The following is a 25,353-nucleotide window of genomic DNA, read 5'->3' as shown; positions in this document are numbered from 1 at the left end:
GCTTATCGGGCCTACAAAATCTGTTTTGTTCAAATCCCCACCACTCAAAGACAAAATCGCAACTCAGAGTTCACAAGAACCTTACACTGCTGCACTATTTTCGCTATGGTTATGCGTAAGCATTGCCGCTGCCCCGCTACGGCAATATAATGAGAATTATTATCATTCGATAAAGCTTGAGGAGTGAGAGTATGGCTGTAACTAAGCTGGTTCTGGTACGCCACGGCGAAAGCCAGTGGAACAATGAAAACCGCTTCACCGGTTGGTACGACGTTGACCTGTCCGAGAAAGGCGTAGGCGAAGCGAAAGCGGCAGGCAAACTGCTGAAAGCGGAAGGCTATAGCTTCGATTTTGCTTATACCTCTGTGCTGAAACGTGCCATCCACACGCTGTGGAACGTACTGGATGAACTGGATCAGGCCTGGTTGCCGGTGGAGAAATCCTGGAAGCTGAACGAACGTCACTACGGTGCGTTGCAGGGTCTGAATAAAGCGGAAACCGCTGAGAAGTACGGTGACGAGCAGGTTAAACAGTGGCGTCGTGGTTTCGCGGTGACCCCGCCGGAACTGACCAAAGATGACGAGCGCTATCCGGGCCACGATCCGCGTTATGCCAAACTGACCGAAAAAGAGCTGCCGCTGACCGAAAGCCTGGCACTGACCATCGATCGCGTTATCCCTTACTGGAACGATACCATTCTGCCACGCATGAAGAGCGGCGAGCGCGTCATCATCGCGGCGCACGGTAACTCCCTGCGCGCGCTGGTAAAATACCTCGACAACCTGAGCGAAGAAGAAATCCTCGAATTGAACATCCCAACCGGCGTACCGCTGGTGTATGAGTTCGACGAAAACTTCAAGCCGCTCAAGCGCTACTATCTGGGTAATGCTGACGAGATCGCCGCGAAAGCCGCTGCCGTCGCCAACCAGGGTAAAGCGAAGTAATCTGAATGACCCGGTGGCGAACGCTAACCGGGTCATTCTTCTTAAACCCCAATCACCCCATCCAGCACCACCTGCGCCCTGCCCTGTGAGCAGCGCTCCACGCGAGCCTGTACGTTATAGACTTGCGCCAGACTTTCTGTGGTGATGACCTTTTCCGGTTCACCGCTGGCGACCCGCTTTCCGGCTTTCAGCATCAGCACATGTTCACAGTGGCGCAGCGCAATATTGATGTCATGCACCACCACCACCGTGACCATATTACGCAGCCGGGTCTCACGGCGAACCACATCCATCACATGAAACTGATAGTTCAGATCCAACGCACTCAGGGGTTCATCGAGCAGCAACAGCTCGGGACGGCGGATCAGCGATTGCGCCAGCCCCACAAGCTGCCGTTGCCCCCCGGAAAGCTGATCGAGATAGTGCAATGCCAGATGGGCAATCCCCAGTTGTTCGAGAATCGCCAGCACCTGTTTATCATCGCGTTTACCCAGCGCCCGCTGCGCAACATATACCGACTCCAGAACATGCAAATGCACTCCCTGCGCCAGCGACTGGGGCAAAAACACGACGCTGGCGGCCCGCTCAACCAGCGACAGCGCCGACAGGTTTTCGCCCCCAAGCATCATCTCCCCCTGCGCTTTATTCAATCCGGCCAGCGCGCGTAACAAGGTGGATTTCCCGCAACCGTTCGGCCCCAGCAGCGCGGTAATTTTGCCGCGCGGCAGTTCGTCGACGTTAAGATTGTCAATCACCGTTCGCTTCGGATAGCCCGCAGTGACGCCTCGCAGGATCAAGCCACTCATGACATGCTCCCGCGGTGGCGCAAAATAATGCTCAAAAAGAAGGGAACCCCCACCAGCGAAGTGACAATGCCCACCGGAATAATGATACCAGGAAGAATATTTTTCGAGGCAACAGAGGCCAGAGAGAGCACCAGCCCGCCCGTCAGGATGCTGCCAGGCAGATAGAAGCGGTGATCTTCACCAAACAGCAGGCGTGAAATGTGCGGCGCCACCAGGCCGATGAAGCCAATCGGCCCGACGAAGGCTACCGAGAGTGCGGACAGCAAACTGATACGCAACAGCGATGACAGGCGTAAGCGGCGTACGTCGATGCCAAAACTCATCGCCCGCTCCTCCCCCAACCGCAGCGCGGTCAGTTGCCAGGCGCTGCGCATTGACCACGCGCCGACGCAGATAAACGCCAGTGCCAGTACGGCCAGTTTTTCCCACGACGCCCGTGCCAGACTGCCCATCGTCCAGAACACCAGTCCCTGCAACGTATCCTCATCAGCCACAAACTGCATCATCGATACCAGCGCATTGAAGGTAAAGACCAGCGCGATACCAAAGAGCACCACGCCGGACGTCGCCACGCGGGTCCAGCGGGTAATACCGTCGAGCAGCAGCGCAGAGAGCAATGCAAAAATGAAGGCATTCGCCGGAATAAACCACGCGTCAGGAACACCAGGAATACCGATCCCCAGCACAATCGCCAGCGCCGCGCCAAATGCCGCCGCCGAAGAGACGCCCAATGTGAATGGACTCGCCAGCGGATTATTGAGGATGGTCTGCATTTCTGCCCCTGCCAGCCCCAGCGCCATGCCAACCAACAGCGCCATGAGGGCGTAAGGCAGGCGGATTTCCCAGACGATAACCCGGGTGCCGCCGCTGGCGCTCATCGGATGAATCAGCGTTTGCCAGAGCTCGCCGACTGGCAAACCTGACGGGCCAAGCGTGAAATCCAGCAACAACGAGCCGACAATCGCCAGTACGCTCATCAGCACCAACAGTACACGCCTGCGGATGATCCTGCGATATTGCGCATTAATGGCATCGTCAACGGGTGTCTGAGAAAGAAGAGACATAGCGGGTAACGGGAGTTTGCGGATGAAGGCCGAATTATAGCGCACTTGTCACACGCTATATAAAAAATTATATCCCGATAGATTGATGTAGACGACGAAGAGACAAAAAAGCCGACTCCAGGAGTCGGCTGCTCAGGTTAACGAGGTTTTATCCGCGACGCGCTTTTACCGCATCCGCGAGTTGGCGCAGGATAGTGTCGGTATCTTCCCAGTTAATACAGGCATCGGTAATGCTTTTGCCGTACACCAGCGGTTCACCACTGTCCGGGTTCTGATTACCTTCAACCAGATGGCTTTCAATCATCACGCCCATTATCGCGGTTTCGCCGCTGGCGATTTGCTGGCACACATCGGCCCCGACTTCCATCTGCTTTTTAAACTGCTTACAGGAATTGGCATGGCTGAAATCAATCATGATTTGCGCGGGCAGCCCCGCTTTCGCCAGACCTTCTTTCACCGCCGCGACATGTGCAGCGCTGTAGTTCGGCTCTTTGCCGCCGCGCAGAATAATATGGCAGTCGCCGTTACCGCTGGTGTTCACAATGGCGGAGTGACCCCATTTGGTGACCGACAGGAAGCAGTGTGGCGCACCGGCAGCATTGATGGCATCAATCGCCACTTTGATGGTGCCATCGGTACCGTTCTTGAAGCCAACCGGACAAGAGAGACCCGACGCCAGCTCACGGTGAACCTGAGATTCTGTGGTACGCGCGCCAATCGCGCCCCAGCTCATCATGTCCGCCAGATATTGCGGGGTAATCATATCGAGGAATTCACCCGCCGTCGGCAGGCCGCTGTCGTTGATATCCAACAGCAGCTTGCGCGCAATACGCAAGCCGTCATTGATCTGGAAGCTGTTATCCATGTGCGGATCGTTAATCAACCCTTTCCAGCCAACGGTCGTACGCGGTTTCTCAAAGTAGACACGCATGACGATTTCCAGTTCGCCTTTCAGCGCTTCACGCAGTGCCAGCAAGCGACCTGCGTACTCTTTCGCCGCGACGGGATCATGAATCGAGCATGGACCAATCACCACCAGCAGGCGATCGTCATTCCCTTTCAAAATTTTGTGAATGGCTTTACGCGCATGGGCAACCGTGTTGGCGGCATTTTCTGTAGCGGGGAATTTTTCCAGCAGTGCGACAGGGGGTAATAACTCGTTGATCTCTTTAATACGTAAATCGTCGTTCTGATAATTCATGATTATTCCAGCGTAGCCATACTTATCTAAATGAATGCAATCCCCCCAATCTATATCCTCAGTCTAAAAGTGTAAACGGGCTTTTACACTTCGGACGGATTAATCCTGGAATTTAGCTAAAAAACGCCACAAAGTAGCGAAAAACGAGATCTAACCTACAATTTTTAACTGCAACCACTCTGTTTATGAATTTTTTCAAGATTCTCTACTGAGCCATTGCGCTCATCTGGGATCTTCAACCATTGCCTGACCCTTTGACTGGCATATGCACTGTTGGAAGACGTTATCCGACATCTCAACCAAAACAGGAGCATCTTATGCAAATGACAACATTGGCTTCACTTTTTTTGACCGCCACGCTCAGCCTCGCCAGCGGCGCTGCACTGGCCGCCGAATCCAGTACCCAGAGCAATAATGGCCAGGCGAACGCCGCCGCCGACGCCGGCCAGGTTGCTCCGGATGCAAAAGAAAACGTCGCCCCGAATAACGTTGATAACGACAACATCAACTCTGGCGGCACAATGCTGCATCCAAATGGCTCATCCATGAATCACGATGAAATGACCCAGGATGAGGTGCACAAAAACACCATGTGTAAGGACGGGCGCTGCCCGGACATGAACAAAAAAGTGGAAACCGGTGAAGGTATGAACAGCAATGTTGATAGCAAAACCGATGGCACTACCCAGTAATACTGAAAACAGGGCTAATAATGGGAGAGCGCTGGCTCTCCTTTTTATTTTATTCGTCCAGAAACGGTATGATGTCATACAGTTAAGATGAAAATAACTAAGGGATGACATTATGGCGCACTCACACTCTCATTCGGCCCCTCACCTGCCCGAGGATGGCAATGCCCGTCGCCTGCTGCTCGCGTTTTGCATCACGGCGGGCTTTATGTTGCTGGAGGTGGTGGGAGGGATTTTATCCGGCTCGCTGGCGTTGCTCGCCGATGCCGGACACATGCTGACCGATGCCGCCGCGCTGTTGTTTGCCCTGCTGGCCGTCCAGTTTGCCCGCCGACCACCGACCATCCGCCACACTTTTGGCTGGCTGAGGCTTACGACACTGGCTGCCTTCGTCAACGCGATTGCGCTGGTGGTCATTACGATTTTAATCGTCTGGGAGGCGATTGAGCGCTTCTACACGCCGCGCCCGGTGGCGGGCGGCATGATGATGATCATCGCCGTCGCGGGCTTGCTGGCAAACATCCTTGCCTTCTGGATCCTGCATCGTGGCAGCGAAGAGAAAAACCTGAACGTACGCGCCGCGGCACTGCATGTGATGGGTGATTTGCTGGGTTCGGTCGGGGCTATCATCGCGGCGGTGATTATTATCTGGACCGGCTGGACGCCCGCTGACCCGATACTGTCAATACTGGTCTCGCTGCTGGTCCTGCGGAGCGCGTGGCGCTTATTGAAAGATAGCGTGAATGAGTTGCTGGAAGGTGCCCCGGTTTCGCTGGATATCGCTGCGTTGCAACGCCACCTTAGCCGGGAGCTTCCCGAAGTGCGTAACGTCCATCACGTGCACGTATGGATGGTGGGTGAAAAACCGGTCATGACCCTGCATGTACAGGTGATCCCGCCGCACGATCATGACGGGCTGCTGGAGCGCATCCAGCACTTTCTCATTCATCATTACCAGATTGAACACGCCACCATTCAGATGGAATATCAGCCCTGTCACGGGCCGGACTGCGATCTGAATCAGAAGGTGTCCGACCATTCACATCATCACCACTAATGGGACAGCGCGTGTGAGCCTCGTTCGCGCGCGCTGTTAATCCACATCCTGCTGCCGTTGAGCGCAATGAAGGTCAGGATCAAGTACTCCAGCGACATCGCATAAACCCCTTGCAGGGCAAAGATCACGACGCTAATCACATTGATAACCACCCACAGCAGCCAGTTCTCAACGTATTTGCGGGTCATCAGGATCATCGCCACAATTGACAGCACCATCATGCAGGAATCCCAGAACGGGAAGGCATCAGGCTGCAATTGCGGAACAACAACCTGCAAGCCCAGCATCTGCATGACAGTTACCGCAATGCGGGTCAGAAAGGCAAAGACCGGGTCGATGTAGACCGTCATCAGACCGATCGCCACCACGCAAACCGCCAGCCAGCCCAGCGCCTTAGGCAGAGGCAGCCAGCGAATTTTGAGTTCCGCCTCGTTCTGCGTGGTCTGCCGCGACCAGGCGTACCAGCCGTAAATGTTGGCAGCGAAGAAGAAAAGCTGCAGCAGCAGACTGGCGTAGAGCTGGATCTGGAAAAAGATGATCGCAAACAGCGTAACGTTAATCAGGCCGAAAGCGTAGTTGCTGATCTTCTCCATGCTGGCAAGGCCAATACACAGCAAACCGGCGATGGTGCCCACCGCTTCGATCCACGACAGATCGTAACCCCCTGCGCCTATTGGAATATGTACCAGAATGTTCTGCGTGCTAAAAAAGTCCATCTTTTCCCCCAGAGCGTTTCATTATCTACGCACGTAGTGTAGCCGCAAATTCCAGCATGCGGTTTAACGGCACTAATGCGCCTTCTCTCAGCGCCTTATCAACGTGAATCTCATGGGTCTTCCCACCCTGCTCCAGGCCTTCAGCAATCGCTTTGAGGCCGTTCATCGCCATCCACGGGCAGTGCGCGCAGCTGCGGCAGGTGGCGCCTTCACCGGCAGTGGGGGCTTCCAGCAACTCTTTGCCCGGTACTGCCTGCTGCATTTTGTAGAAAATACCCCGATCGGTGGCGACAATAAGTTGCTGATGCGGCAGGGTTTTGGCTGCACTAATGAGCTGACTGGTCGAACCGACGGCATCGGCCATATCCACGATCGACTGCGGTGATTCCGGATGAACCAGGATCGCGGCATCCGGGTACAGCCCTTTCATACGACTCAGCGCCTGTGTTTTGAATTCATCATGGACAATGCACGCCCCCTGCCAGCAGAGGACATCTGCACCCGTTTGTTTCTGGACATAATTCCCGAGATGGCGATCCGGTGCCCAGATGATTTTTTCACCCAAACTATCCAGATGCTCAATCAGTTCAACGGCAATGCTGGACGTCACCACCCAGTCGGCGCGAGCCTTAACCGCCGCGGAGGTATTGGCGTAGACCACGACGGTACGATCCGGGTGGGCATCACAGAACGCGCTGAACGCGTCAATCGGGCAGCCGAGATCTAACGAACATTCCGCCTCGAGGGTTGGCATTAAAATGGTTTTTTCCGGGCTGAGGATTTTGGCCGTCTCGCCCATAAAGCGCACCCCTGCGACAAGCAGCGTGGAGGCGGGATGATTTGCGCCAAAGCGGGCCATCTCCAGTGAGTCAGAGATACAGCCGCCGGTCTCTTCGGCCAGTTGCTGAATTTCAGGGTCGGTGTAATAGTGCGCCACCATCACCGCATCACGCTCCTTCAGCAGGCGCTTGATCTTTTCGCGGTAGAACGCCTTTTCATCGGCGCTCAGCGGTACCGGCTTAGGGGGAAACGGATAGATTGCGGCTTCAGGGTCAAACATCACGCTCATCATGCTTTCTCGTTTTACTGGCTTAACGAAATAACCGACTTAAGGCGTGATGCATGCCATGTTCGGTCATATTTGTTTTATATGCTAAACAAGATAGCGGATTGAGCGGCAAAAGTCACAACAATTGCGCTTGCTAACGCCGGATGGCGACTGACGTCTTATCCGGCCTACAAGGGCGTAGCCATTGACCAGCTCAATCATTGTAGGTCTGATAAGCGAAGCGCCATCAGGCGTGACGCAGGTTTGAATCGTTAAATTCTGTGCGCCGCAAGCGCCCTCTTTTACACTGGTGGTTCGTGCAGGGCGTAGCCATTGACCAGATCAATCATTGTAGGCCTGATAAGCGAAGCGTCATCAGGCGTGACGCAGGTTCGAATCGTTAAATTCTGTGTATAGCAAAAAGGCGCCTTTAGGGCGCCTTTTTACACTGGTGGGTCGTGCAGGATGACTCGGCTTCGCCTCGCCCTTCGGGCCGTTGCTAGCGCAACGTTATCCTTCACGTTCAACATCTAAGTACGATGTTTAATTGGTGGGTCGTGCAGGATTCGAACCTGCGACCAATTGATTAAAAGTCAACTGCTCTACCAACTGAGCTAACGACCCATATGGGATTTACTGCTTTATTCTTTTCAGGAACCCACTTTAATATTGGTGGGGCGTGCAGGATTCGAACCTGCGACCAATTGATTAAAAGTCAACTGCTCTACCAACTGAGCTAACGCCCCATTCGGGTGTTACCTGAAAGATTTTACTCGGCACCAATTCGATATTTAATATTAAATTGGTGGGTCGTGCAGGATGACTCGGCTTCGCCTCGCCCTTCGGGCCGTTGCTAGCGCAACGTTATCCTTCACGTTCAACATCTAAGTACGATGTTTAATTGGTGGGTCGTGCAGGATTCGAACCTGCGACCAATTGATTAAAAGTCAACTGCTCTACCAACTGAGCTAACGACCCGAGTGGTGGGTGATGACGGGATCGAACCGCCGACCCCCTCCTTGTAAGGGAGGTGCTCTCCCAGCTGAGCTAATCACCCGATACTACGCTGGTAAGATGTTTCCATCTTTAAGTGGTGGGTGTGCAGGATGACTCGGCTTCGCCTCGCCCTACGGGCCGTTGCTTTCGCAACGTTATCCTTCACGTTCTACTCTCGCGTCCACCAGAACGATTGGTGGGTCGTGCAGGATTCGAACCTGCGACCAATTGATTAAAAGTCAACTGCTCTACCAACTGAGCTAACGACCCACTTTTGCGCTGCTTTTGGTTTGTTTGATATCCCTTGGCAACGGCGGCATATATTACTGATTTCAGATTTGAGCGCAACAAAAATTTCGATGTAGATCACTCAACTGCTTAGGAATCGCACGACACGACCAGAAATAATTCGATTTCTGGTCGCATGCTGTGCATTACATCGCGCCAAGACGTTTTTGCGCTTGCTTCGCGCCTTCGGTACCTGGGTATTTGCTGATAACCTGCTGATATACCGCTTTTGCTTTCGCACTGTCACCTTTGTCCTGCATGATCACGCCAACTTTATACATCGCGTCTGCAGCCTTAGGTGACTTCGGGTAGTTCTTTACCACCGAAGCAAAATAAAACGCGGCATCATCTTTTTTACCCTTGTTGTAATTCAACTGACCGAGCCAATAGTTGGCATTCGGCTGATAGGTCGAATCAGGGTACTTTTTGATGAAGTTCTGGAATGCCACAATCGCATCATCCTGGCGGGATTTATCCTGCACCAGAGCGATTGCCGCATTGTAATCGGTATTCGCGTCACCGCTTTGTACCGGCGCTCCCGACGTCGCAGCACCCGCATCAGGCGCAGGTGTCGCTGCCCCCGTTGCTGCTCCGCTCTGATCACCGCCTGTAGGTTGCGCGGCAGCGCCGCCACTGCTCAAACTGTCCATCTGCAGCAGGATCTGCTTCTGACGCTCAACAACCTGATTCAGTTGATACTGACTTTCCTGGATTTGACCACGCAGGGAGTCGATATCGGCCTGATTATCAGAGAGTTGCTGCTGGAGTTGGGTTAAAAGCTGACTGTGAGCGTTAGAAATACGCTCGAGTTGAGTGACACGGTCTTCGACCGAGCCTGAGCCGACACTACTGATTGGCGCCTGAGCAAAAGCGGCCCATGGGGCCGCTATGCCAACCAGTAACGACAGACTCAACAGATGATGTCTGAAGTTACTGCTCATGCAATTCTCTTAGTAAACCAGTACGGCACGACGGTTTTTGGAGTAAGCCGCTTCGTCGTGACCCAGTACTGCAGGTTTTTCTTTACCGTAAGAAACGATGGAGATCTGGTCAGCAGAAACGCCTTTACCCTGCAGGTACATCTTAACGGCGTTCGCACGACGTTCACCCAGGGAGATGTTGTACTCAGGAGTACCACGTTCGTCCGCGTGACCTTCTACGGTGACTTTGTAAGACGGGTTGCTACGCAGGAAGTTAGCGTGTGCATCCAGCATTGCAGCAAAGTCAGAACGGATATCGTACTTGTCCAGATCGAAGTAAACGATGTTGTTCTGCTGCAGCTGTTGCATCTGCAGACGAGCCTGCTCTTCGGAGGACATGTTGCCGCTGCCGTTTGCATCCATACCAGTGCCGGCACCCAGCATGCCTTCGCTGCCGTCATTGCTGGCGTTCTTGTTAGAAGAACATGCCGCAATAGCCATAACAGGCAGAGCAATCATCAGCCCTTTCAGCACTTTGTTCAGTTGCATTTCAATGATTCCTTTATTAATCAATTATTTATTATCACAGATACGGCGACCAGGCAGGGAATTTTACCTGTCCATCAGTTGCCGGAAGACGCGCTTTGAAACGCCCATCTGTAGAAACCAAATTCAGCACGGATCCCATCCCCTGAGAAGAGCTGTAGATTACCATAGTGCCGTTAGGTGCCAGACTTGGCGTTTCGTCCAGGAACGTTGACGACAGAACTTGTACGCCACCCGCTACCAGATCTTGTTTGGCAATGTGTTGCTGCCCACTATTTGAGCTTACCATTACCATAAATTTGCCGTCGCTGCTGACATCAGCATCCTGGTTTTGTGAACCTTCCCAGGTAATACGCTGCGGAGCACCGCCGTTAACGTTAACTTTATACACTTGCGGACGACCCGCCTGATCCGACGTAAAGGCCAGGTTCTGGCTGTCCGGGAACCAGGTCGGCTCCGTATTGTTGCTGCGACCATCGGTCACCTGACGAATCTGGCCTGAGCCAATATCCATCACATACAGGTTCAGACTCCCGGTTTTAGACAGGGCAAATGCCAGTTTGCTGCCATCCGGAGAAAACGCCGGCGCACCGTTGTGACGCGGGAATGATGCAACCTGACGAACCGCACCGTTTGACAGCGTCTGGATAACCAGCGCAGAACGGCCGCTTTCGAAAGTCACATACGCCAGTTTAGAACCGTCCGGAGACCAGGCCGGAGACATCAACGGCTGCGGTGAACGGTGGACCACAAACTGGTTGTAGCCATCATAGTCAGACACGCGCAGTTCATACGGGAACTGGCCGCCGTTAGTCTGAACAACATACGCGATACGGGTACGGAATGCGCCTTTAATACCGGTCAGTTTCTCAAACACTTCGTCACTGGCAGTATGGCCGGCATAACGCAGCCACTGCTTGTTCACTTTGTAGGAGTTCTGAGCCAGTACAGTACCCGGTGCGCCGCCGGTGTCAACCAGTTGATAAGCGACATTGTAGGAACCGTCCGGATTAGGAGTCACCTGACCGACCACAACCGCGTCAATCCCCAGCGCAGACCAGGCAGCAGGTTGTACTTCCTGCGCAGTCCCTGGTTGCTGTGGCAAACGAGACCGGTCTAACGGATTGAATTTACCGCTGTTGCGCAGGTCTGCGCCAACGATACCACCGATATCTTCAGGTGCAGCACCCGGCCCCGCCCACTGGAATGGCACAACGCCAATCGGACGCGCCGAGTCGTTCCAGTCCGTGATATCAATGCTTACTGTTGCATGCGCTGATGCAGCTAACAGTATAAAAAAACCAAAAGCTAATCGTAATGCCTGCTTCATTATATCTCCCTTATCCGAACAGATAGCCCTGGATAATGTGGCAGAAGGTTAACAAACTCAATTACACAACACTATCAGAACCCGGTAGCAGTCACCGCACCGGTTCCGCTTATGGCTTAAAATTCAACGCTGCATCTTTGAACACCTCATAGACAGCCTGAGTCGGTGGCTTAGGTAATTTTGCCTGGTTTACAGCCACAAGAGCTGCCTGGCACAATGCTTCATCACCACCTTCAGATTCAACGCTCAACACCATTCCATCAGTAGCCAGTTTAATATGCAACTTGCACGTTTTCCCGGCATACAGCGATTTGTCGTTAAGTCTGCTAGATATAGCCGCCACAATCTGGTTCTTGTAGTCGTTGATTTCAGCGCCAGAAGCGCCGTTATTCTTAGTGTTACCACTTCCTGAAGGCGACGCATTGCTTCCTTTCGCCCCACCGCCAGTTTTCGGCGCATTCTTACCGGAGCTGAGCTCGCCAAATAGATCGTCAACGCCGGATGCCGCAGCCGCCTTTTTGGCCGCAGCGGCTTTATCGGCTGCTGCTTTCTTATCGGCAGCGGCTTTCTCAGCTGCAGCTTTTTTATCAGCGGCGGCCTTTTCTGCGGCTGCTTTTTTCTCAGCAGCGGCTTTCTCGGCGGCGGCGGCTTTGGCTGCAGCCGCTTTTTCCGCGGCAGCTTGCTTAGCGGCCTCTGCCTCAACTTTCTTCTTCGCGTCGGCAGCCGCTTTAGCCGCTTCTGCTTCCGCTTTCTTCTTCGCGTCAGCAGCGGCTTTTGCTGCTTCTGCTTCGGCTTTTTTCTGCGCATCCGCCGCCGCTTTCTTCGCGGCTTCGGCAGCTTCTTTCACCTGCGCGTCAGCTTTCGCTTTGGCATCCGCTGCGGCTTTCCGCGCCGCTTCTTCTGCCTGTTTCTGCTGTTCTTGCGCTTTCTTCGTATCAGCCTCAGCCTGCTTCTGCTGTTCCTGAGCCGCTAAACGTTCTTTCTCAATCTGCTTAAGCCGTTCTTGTTCGGCAGCCTGCTTCTCACGAAGCTCTTCCGCCTGCTGCTGCTCCAGTTTCTCTCGTTGCTCTTTGGCACGCTGCGCACTTGACTGTTGCTGCTGCTGACGTTCGTACTGCTGAACCACGGCGCCAGGATCAACCATCACGGCATCGATGGAAGAACCACCGCCGCCGCCGGCTGAAGCCTCTATATGCTCATCGAACGAACTCCAGATCAGGACTGCAAATAGAATGACATGCAGTACCGCTGAAATAATTATCGCCCGTTTGAGCTTGTCGTTTTGTTCGGTTGCCTTTGACACTCTCGGTTCCCAAAAACTGTTCGCCTGTTACACGCTCTCTTTCAAACCAGAGACGCAAATGATCAGATAGGCTGCGTCATTAAGCCAACCGACTTCACACCCGCACTGTGCAACAAGTTCAGCGCTTTAATTATTTCATCGTAAGGCACGTCTTTCGCGCCCCCGATCAAGAAGACCGTTTTCGGATTGGACTCCAGGCGGCTTTTCGCTTCGGCGATCACCTGTTCCGGCGGCAGTTGATCCATACGATCTTTCTCAACCACCACGCTGTACTGCCCTACTCCGGAAACTTCAATAATGACCGGTGGATTGTCGTTACTGCTCACCGCCTGCGACTCGGTCGCATCCGGCAGATCAACTTCCACACTCTGGGTGATGATCGGCGCCGTCGCCATAAAGATCAGCAGCAGCACCAGCAATACGTCCAGCAACGGTACAATATTGATTTCGGACTTGAGTTCGCGACGACCTCGTCCACGCGATCTGGCCATGGTTTACCCCTTGTTACTCTCGGTGCTGGTAAACGCCTGACGGTGCAGAATCGCGGTGAACTCTTCCATAAAGTTGTCGTAATTCAGTTCCAGTTTGTTAACGCGCTGATTCAGTCGGTTATAGGCCATGACCGCCGGGATCGCGGCGAACAGACCGATTGCGGTCGCGATCAGTGCTTCTGCGATACCCGGTGCAACCATTTGCAATGTCGCCTGTTTTACCGCCCCGAGAGCGATAAACGCATGCATGATCCCCCACACGGTACCGAACAGACCGATATACGGGCTGATGGAACCCACGGTGCCGAGGAACGGAATATGCGTTTCCAGCGTTTCAAGTTCACGGTTCATCGAGATCCGCATCGCTCGAGATGCGCCTTCAACCACCGCTTCTGGCGCATGGTTGTTTGCCCGATGCAATCGCGCAAACTCTTTGAACCCGCTATAGAAGATTTGTTCCGAACCCGCCAGATTATCACGACGTCCCTGGCTCTCCTGATACAGGCGAGAGAGTTCGATTCCGGACCAGAATTTGTCTTCAAACGCTTCGGCTTCACGCGCTGCCGCGTTAAGAATACGTGTCCGCTGGATAATGATGGCCCAGGATGCGATTGAAAAACCAATCAAAATCAACATGATAAGTTTAACCAGAAGGCTTGCCTTCAGGAACAAATCAAGGATATTCATGTCAGTCACTGCTTAAACTCCGCGACAATAGACTTGGGAAGCGCACGAGGCTTCATTTTGAGTGGATCAACGCAAACAATCTGAACCTCAGCTTCATTAAGCACGGTGTTCTCTGCGTTGACAATGCGTTGCGTGAAAACCAAAGAGGTGCCACGCATTGACGTAATTTCTGTTTGGATTTCGAGCATATCGTCGAGTCGCGCTGGCGCATAGTATTCCAGCGTCATTTTCCGCACCACGAAGGCAACTCGCTCAGCCAACAGCACCTGCTGACTGAAGTGATGATGACGCAGCATCTCTGTGCGTGCTCTTTCATAAAAAGCGACGTAACTGGCGTGATAAACCACACCACCGGCATCGGTGTCTTCGTAATAGACACGAACCGGCCATCGAAACAGCGTTGTATTCACTTTACATCCCGGTAATGCAACAAAAGTTAGTGCTTTTAAACGTTGCTACTATACGCGCGCGATTGAGGCTTGGGAATGGGGAGAGGTTAAGGGAGAGTAAAAATTTATGGGCTTATGCAAGCCCATAGATCATTAAGGATGTTTCTTATTCAAAAGAAGAAGAAAATCAGACCAACAATAAGCACGATATCGGCGAGTAGAGGCGAGAAAATCCCCTGCCAGTGCGCGGCGCGAGGACGAAAACCTACGCCATGAATGATGCCCGCACAGACCGCCCACATCATCAGCAGACCATGCCAGATTTCCAGCCCGCTGGTTTTAGCCGCGAAGCGAGAGGGGTCCCAAAACATACATCCTGCTAACACTAACGCCATCAGCAAAGAAAGCGCCCGTAACGGGCGCTTGTCCATCGCGTTATATTGCATCGCGATCAGGGTGGTCATCAGTGTTCTTCTTGACCGTCTTTGCTTGCCTCGACGTGCTCAAGGGCCAGCGCGGTGATGATCCCAAATGCACAGGCAAGAAGCGTTCCCAGAATCCAGGCGAAATACCACATAGTTTTGCTCCTTACTTAGTACAGAGAGTGGGTGTTGCTTTCAATGTGTTCTTTGGTGATGCGGCCGAACATTTTCCAGTAACACCAGCTGGTGTAGATGAGAATGATCGGTACAAACACCGCAGCAACCCAGGTCATCACATTCAGCGTCAACTGACTGGACGTCGCATCCCACATGGTCAGGCTCGCGTTCATCATGGTGCTTGAAGGCATCACGAACGGGAACATCGCGATACCGGCAGTCAGAATGATGCAAGCCAGCGTCAGAGAAGAGAACAGGAATGCCCATGCCCCTTTCTCCATACGGGAAGTCAGAATTGTCAGCAACGGCAGCGCCACGCCCAGTGCCGGAACCAGCCACAGGATCGGTGCATTGTTGAAGTTAACCAACCAGGCTCCCGCTTCACGCGCCACTTCTTTGGTCAGCGGGTTAGACGCCGCATGATGATCAACCGCAGAGGTCACCACGTAGCCGTCAATACCGTACATCACCCAGACACCCGCCAGCGCGAAGCAGACCAGAGTGACCAGCGCCGCAATCTGCGATGTCGCACGAGCACGCAGGTGCAGTTCACCCACGGTACGCATCTGCAGATAGGTCGCGCCCTGAGTAATGATCATCCCCACGCTCACCACGCCTGCCAGCAGACCAAACGGGTTCAGCAACTGGAAGAAGTTACCGGTGTAGTACAGACGCAGATACTCGTCGATATGGAACGGTACGCCCTGCAACAGGTTGCCGAATGCCACGCCGATCACCAGCGGCGGCACGAAGCTCCCCACGAAGATGCCCCAGTCCCACATGTTGCGCCAGCGGGTGTCTTCAATCTTGGAGCGGTAATCAAAACCGACCGGACGGAAGAACAAGGACGCCAGCACGAGGATCATTGCCACATAGAATCCGGAGAACGCTGCGGCGTAAACCATCGGCCAGGCGGCAAACAGCGCGCCGCCTGCGGTGATCAGCCACACCTGGTTGCCGTCCCAGTGCGGGGCGATGGAGTTAATCATAATTCGACGCTCGGTGTCGTTACGACCGAGGAAACGGGTGAGCATGCCCACCCCCATGTCGAAGCCATCAGTGACCGCAAAACCAATCAGCAGAATGCCAACCAGCAGCCACCAGATAAAACGTAGTACTTCATAATCGATCATTTGACGACTCCTGTCTTAGCGTGCCGGCTGAGTAGTCGCGGTGGACTGCTCAAAGTGATAGCGACCGGTTTTCAGGCTGCTTGGGCCAAGGCGTGCGAACTTGAACATCAGGAACAGTTCAGCCACCAGGAACAGGGTATACAGGCCACAAATCAGGATCATGGAGAACAGCAGGTCACCGACGGTCAGTGACGAGTTCGCCACTGCGGTTGGCAACACTTCACCGATCGCCCACGGCTGACGGCCATATTCGGCGACAAACCAGCCGGCTTCTACAGCAATCCACGGCAGTGGAATACCGTACAGCGCGGCGCGCAGCAGCCATTTTTTCTCACCGATGCGGTTACGAATCACGCTCCAGAAGGAGAGCGCAATGATCGCCAGCAGCAGGAAGCCACATGCCACCATGATACGGAATGCGAAATACAGCGGCGCAACGCGTGGGATAGAATCTTTCGTCGCCTGCTGAATCTGCGCTTCGGTCGCATCAGAGACGTTCGGGGTATAGCGTTTCAGCAGCAGACCATAACCGAGGTCTTTCTTCATGCTGTTAAACTGATCGCGAACCGCCTGGTCGGTCGAACCGGCACGCAGTTGCTCCAGCAATTCATACGCTTTCATCCCGCTACGGATACGCTCTTCATGCTGCACCATCAGGTCTTTCAGACCGATAACCGGCGTATCGACAGAACGCGTGGCAATGATGCCCAGTGCGTAAGGGATTTGAATCGCCAGTTTGTTTTCCTGCGACTCCTGGTCAGGAATACCGAACAGGGTAAAGGCAGCCGGAGCAGGCTGAGTCTCCCACTCTGCTTCAATAGCCGCGAGTTTGGTTTTCTGCACGTCACCCATTTCGTAACCAGATTCATCACCCAGAACGATAACAGACAGCACGGCAGCCATACCAAAGCTAGCAGCGATAGCAAAAGAGCGTTTTGCGAAAGCAAGGTCGCGACCTTTCAGCAGGTAGTAAGCACTGATCCCCAGCACGAACATCGCGCCGGTCACGTAGCCAGACGCCACGGTGTGAACAAATTTCACCTGGGCAACCGGGTTAAGGACCAGTTCAGAGAAGCTCACCATCTCCATACGCATGGTTTCGAAATTGAAATCCGATGCGATAGGGTTCTGCATCCAGCCGTTTGCGACCAGGATCCACAGAGCTGACAGGTTAGAACCTAAAGCGACCAGCCAGGTTACCGCCATGTGCTGAACTTTGCCCAGACGATCCCAGCCGAAGAAGAACAGACCTACAAAGGTGGATTCGAGGAAGAAGGCCATCAGACCTTCGATCGCCAACGGCGCACCGAAGATATCCCCAACGTAGTGGGAATAGTAAGACCAGTTTGTCCCGAACTGGAACTCCATGGTCAGCCCGGTTGCCACACCCAGAGCGAAGTTGATACCAAACAACTTGCCCCAGAACTTAGTCATATCTTTATAAATCTGTTTGCCGGAAAGGACGTAGACCGTTTCCATAATGGCCAGCAGGAACGCCATACCGAGCGTCAGTGGCACAAAAAGGAAGTGGTACATCGCGGTCAAGGCAAACTGTAAGCGCGACAGTTCGACTATATCTAACATCATGACTCCTTGCTCATCGCATGAAGACTCCGAGAGTGACCCCGTTAGAAAGGGTCACACGCATGCCCCAATACAAATTTATCTGTGCACTTTCACCGTTACCGTTTTCCTGAAGAAGGAAAACAGAAAGCGCGAAAGGTTACAAACATGTTAATAAAAAACTCAAATTGATCCCGCAATTATATTACGCCGCAAAATCCTTACAATAAACAGGTTTTTATTGAGGAAGATTTGCATTTTTCGACAGTGATCAATTTATAGCGAATTTATCACCTTTTCACCAATTTGATCGGCGACAATTTAACGTGTTTCACATCCTTTTTCCAACGTTTAAACATTGATTTAAATCAAAAACAATGCTTTTTGTTAATGGTGTTTAAATTGAGTGATCGTAGTGAAAAACATGTTGCTAACATGTATCTTTGCGGGTGGGAGTGGTTACTAAGTGAAAATGTATATATAAAAAGACAGTGTTTTAATTAACGCGGTAACGGCATTTTCCGTGGCCCTGCCCGCTCAATTTAGCGTAGTCAATTTTTGGCTATTTTCCAGAGTCGGCGAATTTGCTCGCCGTCATTCACAATTATTTTACTTTTACGGAAAGATGAATTAACACCATGTTGTTATTATTTCGTTAACAATAAAATGATACTGTGAACAGCGCCGATCTGTTTGCTGATTATTCCGCCAGGTATACCTCTGCTTGCCCTGCATGTTGACCAAGAATCGTTCTCCCCTCCCGGCATGCGCTCACATTTAGCCAGACCCCATCAATCTCAAGACGATACGTTTGCGGAACTGACTCACCCGAAACGGTAAGAAATGACCAGAAGGCGGCACGGTGTGCGTGGAATGGTGTACAGCTTAATAGAATAATACAAACGCACTCAGAACAAATTATTATCTTTTTATTAACAGCTATTTTTATGTCTATATTAAGGGATCGGTTAATTCCGTTATCTGCCTCACACTTCTTCTTCTGAAATTATTTAAACAGCCCTTTCGCTTAAAGACAAATAAACAAGATTCAGATCACAAACATGAAACTCCGTTTAACCGATACCTCTTTATTAAAATATTAACCATTTGAAAGCTAAATCACAACCACATGAAAACAAAGAGATTTTAATTTTCATTCATAGAACAGTCGTTTTTCGAATGATATTCTGAAAATAGATCAATTGCATCATTACCCTCGCCCCACGACACTCCGTCCCTATTAAAACATTCGAAAACATTTTATTTCTTACCCTGAGTCCTGGAGAGGATTACCCATGAAAAAATCAACACTCGTTATTGGCGTCATTGGTGCTGACTGCCATGCCGTAGGCAATAAAGTTCTGGACCGCGTTTTTACTGCCCATGATTTTCGCGTAATCAATCTGGGCGTAATGGTGAGCCAGGATGAATATATCGATGCCGCAATCGAAACCGGCGCCGATGCGATTGTCGTCTCTTCCATTTATGGCCATGGCGACATTGACTGCCTGGGGCTGCGCGAGCGCTGCATTGAGCGCGGCATTGGCGATATCCTGCTTTACGTCGGCGGCAACCTGGTGGTCGGAAAGCATGACTTCGCGGACGTTGAAGCCAAATTTAAAGAGATGGGCTTCCAGCGCGTCTTCGCCCCAAGCCACGATCTCGAAGATGTTTGTCAGTTGATGGCAACGGATATCAACAAGCGCCACGGTGTCGAACAGCGTTGTCTGGAAGAGGCTATCTGATGCAAACCGTCTCTGTCGATATCGGCTCGACGTGGACCAAAGCTGCCCTCTTCGCAAAGGAGGGGGATGCGTTAACACTGGTTAACCACGTTCTGACTCCGACGACGACCCATCATCTGGCGGACGGTTTTTTCGCCAGCCTGAACCAGGTGCTGAACGTTGCCGATGCGCGCCCACTGCTCAACCGCGGTGAAGTGACACTGAAATACTCCTCGTCGGCGAAAGGCGGTCTTGCCGTCGCCGCAATGGGACTGGTGCCGTCGATCACGCTGGAATCAGCAAAAGTCACGGCGCATTCCGCCGGGGCAAAAATCGCTCAGTACTACTCGTATAAGCTGAACCGCCATGACATTCAGGCGCTGGAAGCCACGCCGCCGGACATTCTGTTGTTTACCGGCGGAACCGATGGCGGTGAAGAGAGCTATGGACTGGCTAATGCGCACGCGCTGGCGGAATCCAGCCTCGACTGCGCCATTATCTACGCCGGAAACCGCGACATTCAGGACGACGTCCAGGCGATTCTGGGACACAAAGATCTGATCACGGTAGATAACATCCTGCCCGACCTCGATCACCCGAATCCCTTCGCCGCCCGCAAGGCGATTTGTGATGTTTTCCTGTCGCGCATCGTAAAAGGCAAAGGACTGGATGTGATTGTCGGTGAAACCGGCGAAGAACCCATGCCGACGCCCTGGACGGTGTACGAACTGGTCAAAGCCATCAGCGAAGTCGATAGCGCATGGAAAGAGTTCATGCTCATCGACATGGGCGGCGCGACCACCGACGTCTATTCCGCCAGCGCCAATACCCTATCGCCCGACACCGTACTGCACGGCGTCCCGGAGCCCTTCGTTAAGCGCACCGTGGAAGGCGATCTCGGCATGCGCGTCTCCGCAGTGGTGGTGGGCGAAAGCACCCAGGCACTGGTGAAGGTGGTATTCGCTCAGCAACCGGCACGCCAGGAGGCCTTCTATGGCTACCTGCGCCATCTGGTCGCGCATCCCGATTATCTGCCGCAAAGCGAGGAAGAGAAATACTTTGACTCTCTGTTAGCCGGACTGTGCGTGGGTTACGCCGCCGAGCGTCACGCAGGCACCAAAAAACAGGTCTGTACCTGCGTTGGCAACGTCGATTTACAGATGGGGCGCGACCTGACCACCGTGCGCAAAGTGGTCGGTTCGGGCGGCTGGCTCTCCCGCGCCAGTCAGTTTGATATCCATCACTGGCTCAAGTATCGCGAACTGGACGATGACGGCAGACGCATTCTTTTACCCACTCAGTTTGAGTACTACCGCGATGCAAAAGGTCTGCTCCCGCTGCTGGCAAACGTTGCCAGACTGGATCCCCAGGCCGCTGCGCGCACCAGCATTCACTGTTTAACCCTATAAAACCTAAGGCAGCGACGAATGGAACTTCGAAATAAGAAATTAACCCATGACGAATTTATGACTGAGCGGCATCAGGTGTTGCAGACGTGGCATACCGGCAAAGACGTCGAACATTTTGAAGATGGCGTGAAGTACCAGCAGACCATTCCTGAGAAAAAACGTTTCTCTCATGCCTTGCTGAAAGCCGATCAGGAAGGAAAAACCCTGAGCCAACCGCGTGCCGGCGTGGCGCTGATGGATGAGCACATTGAACTGCTGAAAACCCTGCAGGCAGAGTGTGACCTGCTGCCCAGCACCATCGATGCCTACACCCGTCTGAATCGTTATGAAGAAGCCGCCATTGGGATCCAGAAATCCATCGAAGCCGGAACCTCGAAGCTCAACGGACTGCCGGTGGTTAACCACGGCGTGGCGGCCTGTCGTCGAATGACCGAATCGCTGGAGAAACCCATTCAGGTACGTCACGGTACGCCGGATGCGCGTCTGCTGGCGGAGATTGCCATGGCCAGCGGTTTCACCAGCTACGAAGGCGGCGGTATCTCCTACAACATTCCTTACGCCAAGCGCGTTACGCTGGAAAAATCCATTCGAGACTGGCAGTACTGCGACCGTCTGATGGGACTGTATGAAGAGCACGGCATTCGCATTAACCGCGAACCGTTCGGCCCGCTGACCGGCACGCTGATCCCGCCATTCATGTCTCACGCGGTGGCGATTATCGAAGGTCTGCTGGCGCTGGAACAGGGTGTGAAATCCATCACCGTCGGCTACGGCCAGGTAGGCAGCCTGACGCAGGATATTGCGGCTATCCAGTCACTGCGCGAACTGTCCCACGAATATTTCCAGAATTACGGGTTCAATGATTACGAACTGAGCACCGTCTTCCACCAGTGGATGGGCGGCTTCCCGGAAGACGAATCCAAAGCGTTCGCCATTATCTCCTGGGGCGCAGCGGTCGCCGGTATGTCCGGTGCCACCAAAGTGATCACCAAGAGCCCGCACGAAGCCTTCGGTATTCCGACGGCAGCGGCTAACGCCCAGGGGCTGCGCGCATCGCGTCAGATGCTCAACATGGTCAGCGACCAGAAATTCCCGCCGTGCGCCGCAGTAGAACAGGAAGTGGATCTGATTAAGAGCGAAGTTCGCGCGGTCCTGAAGAAAGTGTTTGAGCTGGGCAACGGCGACGTTGCGCGCGGCACGGTGCTGGCCTTTGAAGCAGGCGTACTGGATGTGCCTTTCGCCCCGGCCTCCTGCAACGCCGGGAAAATTCTGCCGGTTCGCGACAACTCCGGCGCTATCCGTATTCTGGAAGCCGGCTCGGTTCCACTGCCGAAAGACATTCTCGCCCTGCACCACGACTATGTGGCCGAGCGTGCGCAATACGAAGGACGTAAACCCTCATTCCAGATGGTTGTTGATGACATCAACGCTGTATCCCACAGTCAATTAATAGGAAGACCATAATGAAAATTAAACAGGCGCTTTTCACCGCTGGCTACTCCTCATTCTATTTTGATGACCAGCAGGCGATCAAAAATGGCGCAGGTCATGACGGGTTTATTTATACCGGCGATCCGGTTACCCCTGGCTTTACCTCTGTGCGTCAGGCTGGCGAGTGCGTTTCCGTCCAGTTGATTCTGGAAAACGGCGCAGTGGCAGTGGGTGATTGCGCCGCGGTGCAGTACTCCGGTGCCGGTGGTCGCGATCCGCTGTTCCTGGCTGAACATTTTATTCCGTTCCTCAACGATCACATCAAACCGCTGCTCGAAGGCCGCGATGTGGATGCGTTCCTGCCGAACGCCCGCTTCTTCGACAAACTGCGTATCGACGGTAATTTGCTGCATACCGCCGTTCGTTACGGTCTGTCACAGGCGCTGCTTGACGCCACTGCGCTGGCCTCGGGTCGCCTGAAAACGGAAGTGGTGTGTGACGAATGGCAACTGCCGTGCGTACCAGAAGCAATTCCTTTATTTGGTCAGAGCGGCGACGACCGCTACATCGCCGTCGACAAAATGATCCTCAAAGGCGTTGACGTCCTGCCGCATGCGCTGATCAACAACGTTGAAGAGAAGCTCGGTTTCAAAGGCGAAAAACTGCGTGAGTACGTGCGCTGGTTGTCCGACCGTATTCTCAGCCTGCGCAGCAGCCCGCGCTACCATCCGACGCTGCATATCGACGTGTATGGCACCATCGGTCTGATCTTCGATATGGACCCGGTACGCTGCGCCGAGTACATCGCCAGCCTGGAAAAAGAAGCGCAAGGTCTGCCGCTGTACATTGAAGGCCCGGTTGATGCAGGCAACAAACCGGATCAAATCCGCATGCTGACGGCCATCACCAAAGAGCTGACCCGTCTGGGTTCCGGCGTGAAAATTGTCGCGGATGAATGGTGTAACACCTATCAGGACATCGTGGACTTCACCGATGCCGGCAGCTGCCACATGGTGCAGATCAAAACGCCGGATCTTGGCGGCATTCACAACATCGTTGACGCGGTGCTGTACTGCAACAAACACGGAATGGAAGCCTACCAGGGCGGTACTTGTAACGAAACCGAAATCAGCGCCCGCACCTGTGTACATGTGGCTCTCGCCGCACGTCCGATGCGTATGTTGATCAAGCCTGGTATGGGCTTCGATGAAGGTCTCAATATCGTGTTTAACGAAATGAACCGCACCATCGCGCTGTTGCAGACTAAGGATTAAGAGATGGCACGCACATTTAAGATCTTATCGCCGACGGCTATCCTGGGTTATGGCTTCCCGGAAGAGAGCTTTCGTAAAGCCATGGAAGAGTCACCGGATCTGATCGCGGTTGACGCAGGCTCCTCCGATCCAGGCCCCCACTATCTGGGGGCGGGTAAACCGTTTACCGACAGGGCCGGGGTGAAACGCGATCTGCGTTATATGATCACGGCGGGCGTTAAGAACAACATTCCGGTGGTGATTGGCACCGCCGGGGGATCCGGGGCTGCCCCGCACCTTGAGTGGTGTCGGCAGATTATCCTTGAGATTGCGCAGGAAGAAAAACTGTCCTTCTCAATGGCGCTGATCCCATCGGATGTGAATAAAGAGGTGGTTCATCAGGCGCTGGATAACGGCAAAATCACCGCGCTGGACTTTGTTCCGGCACTGACCCACGAGGCGATCGAAGAGAGCACCTACATCGTGGCGCAGATGGGGATCGAACCGTTCCAGCGTGCGCTGGAAGCGGGTGCGCAAGTGGTGCTGGGCGGACGGGCTTATGATCCGGCCTGCTTCGCGGCACTGCCGATTATGCAGGGCTTTGATGAAGGTCTGGCGCTGCACTGCGGCAAGATCCTGGAATGTGCGGCCATTGCCGCGACCCCAGGTTCCGGTTCCGACTGCGCAATGGGGATTATCGACGACAACGGCTTTACGCTGAAGACGTTCAATCCCAAGCGCAAGTTCACCGAAACGTCGGCGGCGGCGCACACCCTGTATGAGAAGTCCGATCCGTACTTCCTGCCAGGTCCTGGCGGTGTGCTGAACCTGAAAGGGTGCAGCTTCACAGCGGTAAACGATGGCGAAGTGTACGTCAGCGGTTCCCGTCATGAAGAAACGCCGTATGCGCTGAAGCTGGAAGGTGCGCGCCAGGTGGGCTTCCGCTGCCTGACCATTGCCGGTACCCGCGATCCGATCATGATTGCTGGCATCGACACCATTCTCGAAGAAGTGCAGGCAAGCGTTGCCCGCAACCTCTCGCTGAATGATGACAGCATCCGCATGACGTTCCACCTGTACGGTAAGAACGGCGTGATGGGCAATCATGAACCGATGCAAACTGCCGGGCACGAACTGGGCATTTTGCTGGACGTGGTCGCGCCAACGCAGGATATCGCCAACAGCGTCTGTTCGCTGGTGCGCTCTACCCTGCTGCACTACGGCTACGAAAACCGGATCGCCACGGCAGGCAACCTCGCCTTCCCGTTCTCACCATCCGATATTCAAAGCGGCCCGGTGTATGAGTTCTCAATCTATCACCTGATCGAAGCCAGCGACGCCCTGCGTTTTGACTTCCACATTGAACAGGTGACGCCAGAAGGAGTTCAGGCATGAAACACGCTATTTGCACCCTGGCGCAGGTGATTCGTTCCAAAAACGCCGGACCGTATGAACTGGTGTTAGATATTTTATTTAAAACGCGCGAAGACTATCAGCGGGTAAAACGTTCTGAGCAATTAACGCCGCAGTTAATTGCCCGCTTATATAACGTTGAACCTGATTTTATTCATCGCATCGTCTGGTTTGACCCCGCGAATGCCGTAAAAATCGTGATGCCTCGCGATATTATTTCCGGCAACGTTGGTGACAATGATGTTTATGGCGCGCAGCAGCATGCGCCGTTATTAAGTATTGAGTTTGATCTGTAATTAAAAAATACAACAACGTCCATTGGCGTACAGGATTTCGCTGTATCACTGTATTCC

Annotated in this window: 25 protein-coding genes and 5 tRNA genes; 9 read left to right on the top strand and 21 right to left on the bottom strand. The window is 53.4% G+C overall.

Annotation, left to right across the window (positions count from 1 at the left end; all coding sequences use genetic code 11):
• Positions 1-191 precede the first annotated feature (191 nt).
• Entirely contained in the window at positions 192-944 is a 753-nt protein-coding gene (gene gpmA / locus F384_RS03415) for a 2,3-diphosphoglycerate-dependent phosphoglycerate mutase (RefSeq protein ID WP_042320535.1), read from the top strand.
• Positions 945-985: 41 nt separating this feature from the next.
• Here gpmA and F384_RS03410 read toward each other — a convergent pair whose 3' ends face one another.
• From F384_RS03410 to aroG, 3 genes are all read right to left on the bottom strand, one after another.
• Complete coding sequence (locus F384_RS03410; protein WP_046477614.1) at positions 986-1,750, bottom strand: ABC transporter ATP-binding protein; 765 nt, start codon at positions 1,748-1,750, stop codon at positions 986-988.
• Entirely contained in the window at positions 1,747-2,814 is a 1,068-nt protein-coding gene (locus F384_RS03405) for a FecCD family ABC transporter permease (RefSeq protein ID WP_046497684.1), read from the bottom strand. The genes F384_RS03410 and F384_RS03405 overlap by 4 nt, the downstream gene beginning before the upstream one ends.
• A 148-nt stretch (positions 2,815-2,962) precedes the next feature.
• Positions 2,963-4,015, bottom strand: a complete 1,053-nt coding sequence (aroG, locus tag F384_RS03400; RefSeq protein ID WP_046477612.1) for a 3-deoxy-7-phosphoheptulonate synthase AroG — start codon at positions 4,013-4,015, stop codon at positions 2,963-2,965.
• A gap of 317 nt (positions 4,016-4,332) precedes the next feature.
• Here aroG and F384_RS03395 point away from each other — a divergent pair, with 317 nt between their 5' ends.
• Complete coding sequence (locus tag F384_RS03395; protein WP_046477611.1) at positions 4,333-4,707, top strand: YbgS-like family protein; 375 nt, start codon at positions 4,333-4,335, stop codon at positions 4,705-4,707.
• Positions 4,708-4,819: 112 nt separating this feature from the next.
• On the top strand, positions 4,820-5,761 hold the full coding sequence (gene zitB, locus F384_RS03390) for a CDF family zinc transporter ZitB (protein ID WP_046477609.1): 942 nt from the start codon (positions 4,820-4,822) through the stop codon (positions 5,759-5,761).
• Here zitB and pnuC read toward each other — a convergent pair.
• From pnuC to cydA, 18 genes are all read right to left on the bottom strand, one after another.
• On the bottom strand, positions 5,758-6,477 hold the full coding sequence (gene pnuC, locus F384_RS03385) for a nicotinamide riboside transporter PnuC (protein ID WP_046477607.1): 720 nt from the start codon (positions 6,475-6,477) through the stop codon (positions 5,758-5,760). The genes zitB and pnuC overlap by 4 nt on opposite strands.
• A 25-nt stretch (positions 6,478-6,502) precedes the next feature.
• Complete coding sequence (gene nadA / locus F384_RS03380) at positions 6,503-7,546, bottom strand: quinolinate synthase NadA (RefSeq protein ID WP_046477605.1); 1,044 nt, start codon at positions 7,544-7,546, stop codon at positions 6,503-6,505.
• A gap of 527 nt (positions 7,547-8,073) precedes the next feature.
• A tRNA-Lys gene (locus F384_RS03375) sits at positions 8,074-8,149 on the bottom strand.
• 46 nt (positions 8,150-8,195) lie between these two features.
• A tRNA-Lys gene (locus tag F384_RS03370) sits at positions 8,196-8,271 on the bottom strand.
• A gap of 156 nt (positions 8,272-8,427) precedes the next feature.
• Positions 8,428-8,503 (bottom strand) — tRNA-Lys (locus tag F384_RS03365).
• 3 nt (positions 8,504-8,506) lie between these two features.
• Positions 8,507-8,582 (bottom strand) — tRNA-Val (locus F384_RS03360).
• 133 nt (positions 8,583-8,715) lie between these two features.
• Positions 8,716-8,791, bottom strand: a tRNA-Lys gene (locus F384_RS03355).
• 164 nt (positions 8,792-8,955) lie between these two features.
• Positions 8,956-9,750, bottom strand: a complete 795-nt coding sequence (gene cpoB / locus F384_RS03350; protein WP_046477603.1) for a cell division protein CpoB — start codon at positions 9,748-9,750, stop codon at positions 8,956-8,958.
• Positions 9,751-9,759: 9 nt separating this feature from the next.
• Positions 9,760-10,278, bottom strand: a complete 519-nt coding sequence (gene pal / locus F384_RS03345; RefSeq protein WP_006685431.1) for a peptidoglycan-associated lipoprotein Pal — start codon at positions 10,276-10,278, stop codon at positions 9,760-9,762.
• A gap of 34 nt (positions 10,279-10,312) precedes the next feature.
• Positions 10,313-11,605 (bottom strand): Tol-Pal system beta propeller repeat protein TolB, encoded by a 1,293-nt coding sequence (tolB, locus tag F384_RS03340; protein ID WP_046477600.1) that lies wholly within the window; start codon positions 11,603-11,605, stop codon positions 10,313-10,315.
• A 109-nt stretch (positions 11,606-11,714) separates the two neighbouring features.
• Positions 11,715-12,908 carry a cell envelope integrity protein TolA gene (gene tolA, locus F384_RS03335; RefSeq protein ID WP_046477598.1) on the bottom strand — a complete coding sequence of 398 codons (1,194 nt, stop codon included), beginning with the start codon at positions 12,906-12,908 and terminating at the stop codon, positions 11,715-11,717.
• 62 nt (positions 12,909-12,970) lie between these two features.
• On the bottom strand, positions 12,971-13,399 hold the full coding sequence (gene tolR / locus F384_RS03330; RefSeq protein ID WP_046477596.1) for a colicin uptake protein TolR: 429 nt from the start codon (positions 13,397-13,399) through the stop codon (positions 12,971-12,973).
• Positions 13,400-13,402: 3 nt separating this feature from the next.
• Positions 13,403-14,095, bottom strand: a complete 693-nt coding sequence (gene tolQ, locus F384_RS03325) for a Tol-Pal system protein TolQ (RefSeq protein ID WP_080949866.1) — start codon at positions 14,093-14,095, stop codon at positions 13,403-13,405.
• Positions 14,092-14,496 carry a tol-pal system-associated acyl-CoA thioesterase gene (ybgC, locus tag F384_RS03320; protein ID WP_046477594.1) on the bottom strand — a complete coding sequence of 135 codons (405 nt, stop codon included), beginning with the start codon at positions 14,494-14,496 and terminating at the stop codon, positions 14,092-14,094. Before ybgC ends, tolQ begins: the two co-directional genes overlap by 4 nt.
• 149 nt (positions 14,497-14,645) lie before the next feature.
• A complete protein-coding gene (ybgE, locus tag F384_RS03315; protein WP_046477592.1) occupies positions 14,646-14,939 on the bottom strand; it encodes a cyd operon protein YbgE in 294 nt (97 codons plus the stop codon).
• Positions 14,939-15,052 (bottom strand): cytochrome bd-I oxidase subunit CydX, encoded by a 114-nt coding sequence (gene cydX, locus F384_RS27795; protein WP_042320599.1) that lies wholly within the window; start codon positions 15,050-15,052, stop codon positions 14,939-14,941. Before cydX ends, ybgE begins: the two co-directional genes overlap by 1 nt.
• 15 nt (positions 15,053-15,067) lie before the next feature.
• On the bottom strand, positions 15,068-16,207 hold the full coding sequence (gene cydB, locus F384_RS03310) for a cytochrome d ubiquinol oxidase subunit II (protein ID WP_046477591.1): 1,140 nt from the start codon (positions 16,205-16,207) through the stop codon (positions 15,068-15,070).
• Positions 16,208-16,222: 15 nt separating this feature from the next.
• Entirely contained in the window at positions 16,223-17,791 is a 1,569-nt protein-coding gene (gene cydA / locus F384_RS03305; RefSeq protein WP_046477589.1) for a cytochrome ubiquinol oxidase subunit I, read from the bottom strand.
• Positions 17,792-19,065: 1,274 nt separating this feature from the next.
• Here cydA and glmS point away from each other — a divergent pair.
• Genes glmS through F384_RS03275 form a run of 6 tightly spaced genes read left to right on the top strand, consistent with a single transcriptional unit; the run spans position 19,066 to position 25,296 of the window.
• Complete coding sequence (gene glmS, locus F384_RS03300; RefSeq protein ID WP_046477588.1) at positions 19,066-19,515, top strand: methylaspartate mutase subunit S; 450 nt, start codon at positions 19,066-19,068, stop codon at positions 19,513-19,515.
• On the top strand, positions 19,515-20,903 hold the full coding sequence (gene glmL / locus F384_RS03295; RefSeq protein WP_046477586.1) for a methylaspartate mutase accessory protein GlmL: 1,389 nt from the start codon (positions 19,515-19,517) through the stop codon (positions 20,901-20,903). The genes glmS and glmL overlap by 1 nt, the downstream gene beginning before the upstream one ends.
• Before the next feature lie 18 nt (positions 20,904-20,921).
• The gene (locus F384_RS03290; RefSeq protein ID WP_046477584.1) at positions 20,922-22,367 is read left to right on the top strand and encodes a methylaspartate mutase subunit E; all 1,446 of its coding nucleotides are present in this window, start codon (positions 20,922-20,924) and stop codon (positions 22,365-22,367) included.
• The gene (locus tag F384_RS03285) at positions 22,367-23,608 is read left to right on the top strand and encodes a methylaspartate ammonia-lyase (protein ID WP_046477582.1); all 1,242 of its coding nucleotides are present in this window, start codon (positions 22,367-22,369) and stop codon (positions 23,606-23,608) included. The genes F384_RS03290 and F384_RS03285 overlap by 1 nt, the downstream gene beginning before the upstream one ends.
• A 3-nt stretch (positions 23,609-23,611) precedes the next feature.
• Positions 23,612-24,982 (top strand): acyclic terpene utilization AtuA family protein, encoded by a 1,371-nt coding sequence (locus F384_RS03280; protein ID WP_046477579.1) that lies wholly within the window; start codon positions 23,612-23,614, stop codon positions 24,980-24,982.
• Positions 24,979-25,296, top strand: coding sequence for a DUF4387 domain-containing protein (locus tag F384_RS03275; protein WP_042320615.1), 318 nt, complete (start codon positions 24,979-24,981; stop codon positions 25,294-25,296). Before F384_RS03280 ends, F384_RS03275 begins: the two co-directional genes overlap by 4 nt.
• Positions 25,297-25,353 lie beyond the last annotated feature (57 nt).

It is taken from the genome of Citrobacter amalonaticus Y19, assembly GCF_000981805.1.
Classification (GTDB): domain Bacteria; phylum Pseudomonadota; class Gammaproteobacteria; order Enterobacterales; family Enterobacteriaceae; genus Citrobacter_A; species Citrobacter_A amalonaticus_C.
Note: the sequence above shows the minus strand (reverse complement) of the source record. Positions and strands in the feature narration are given on the sequence as shown.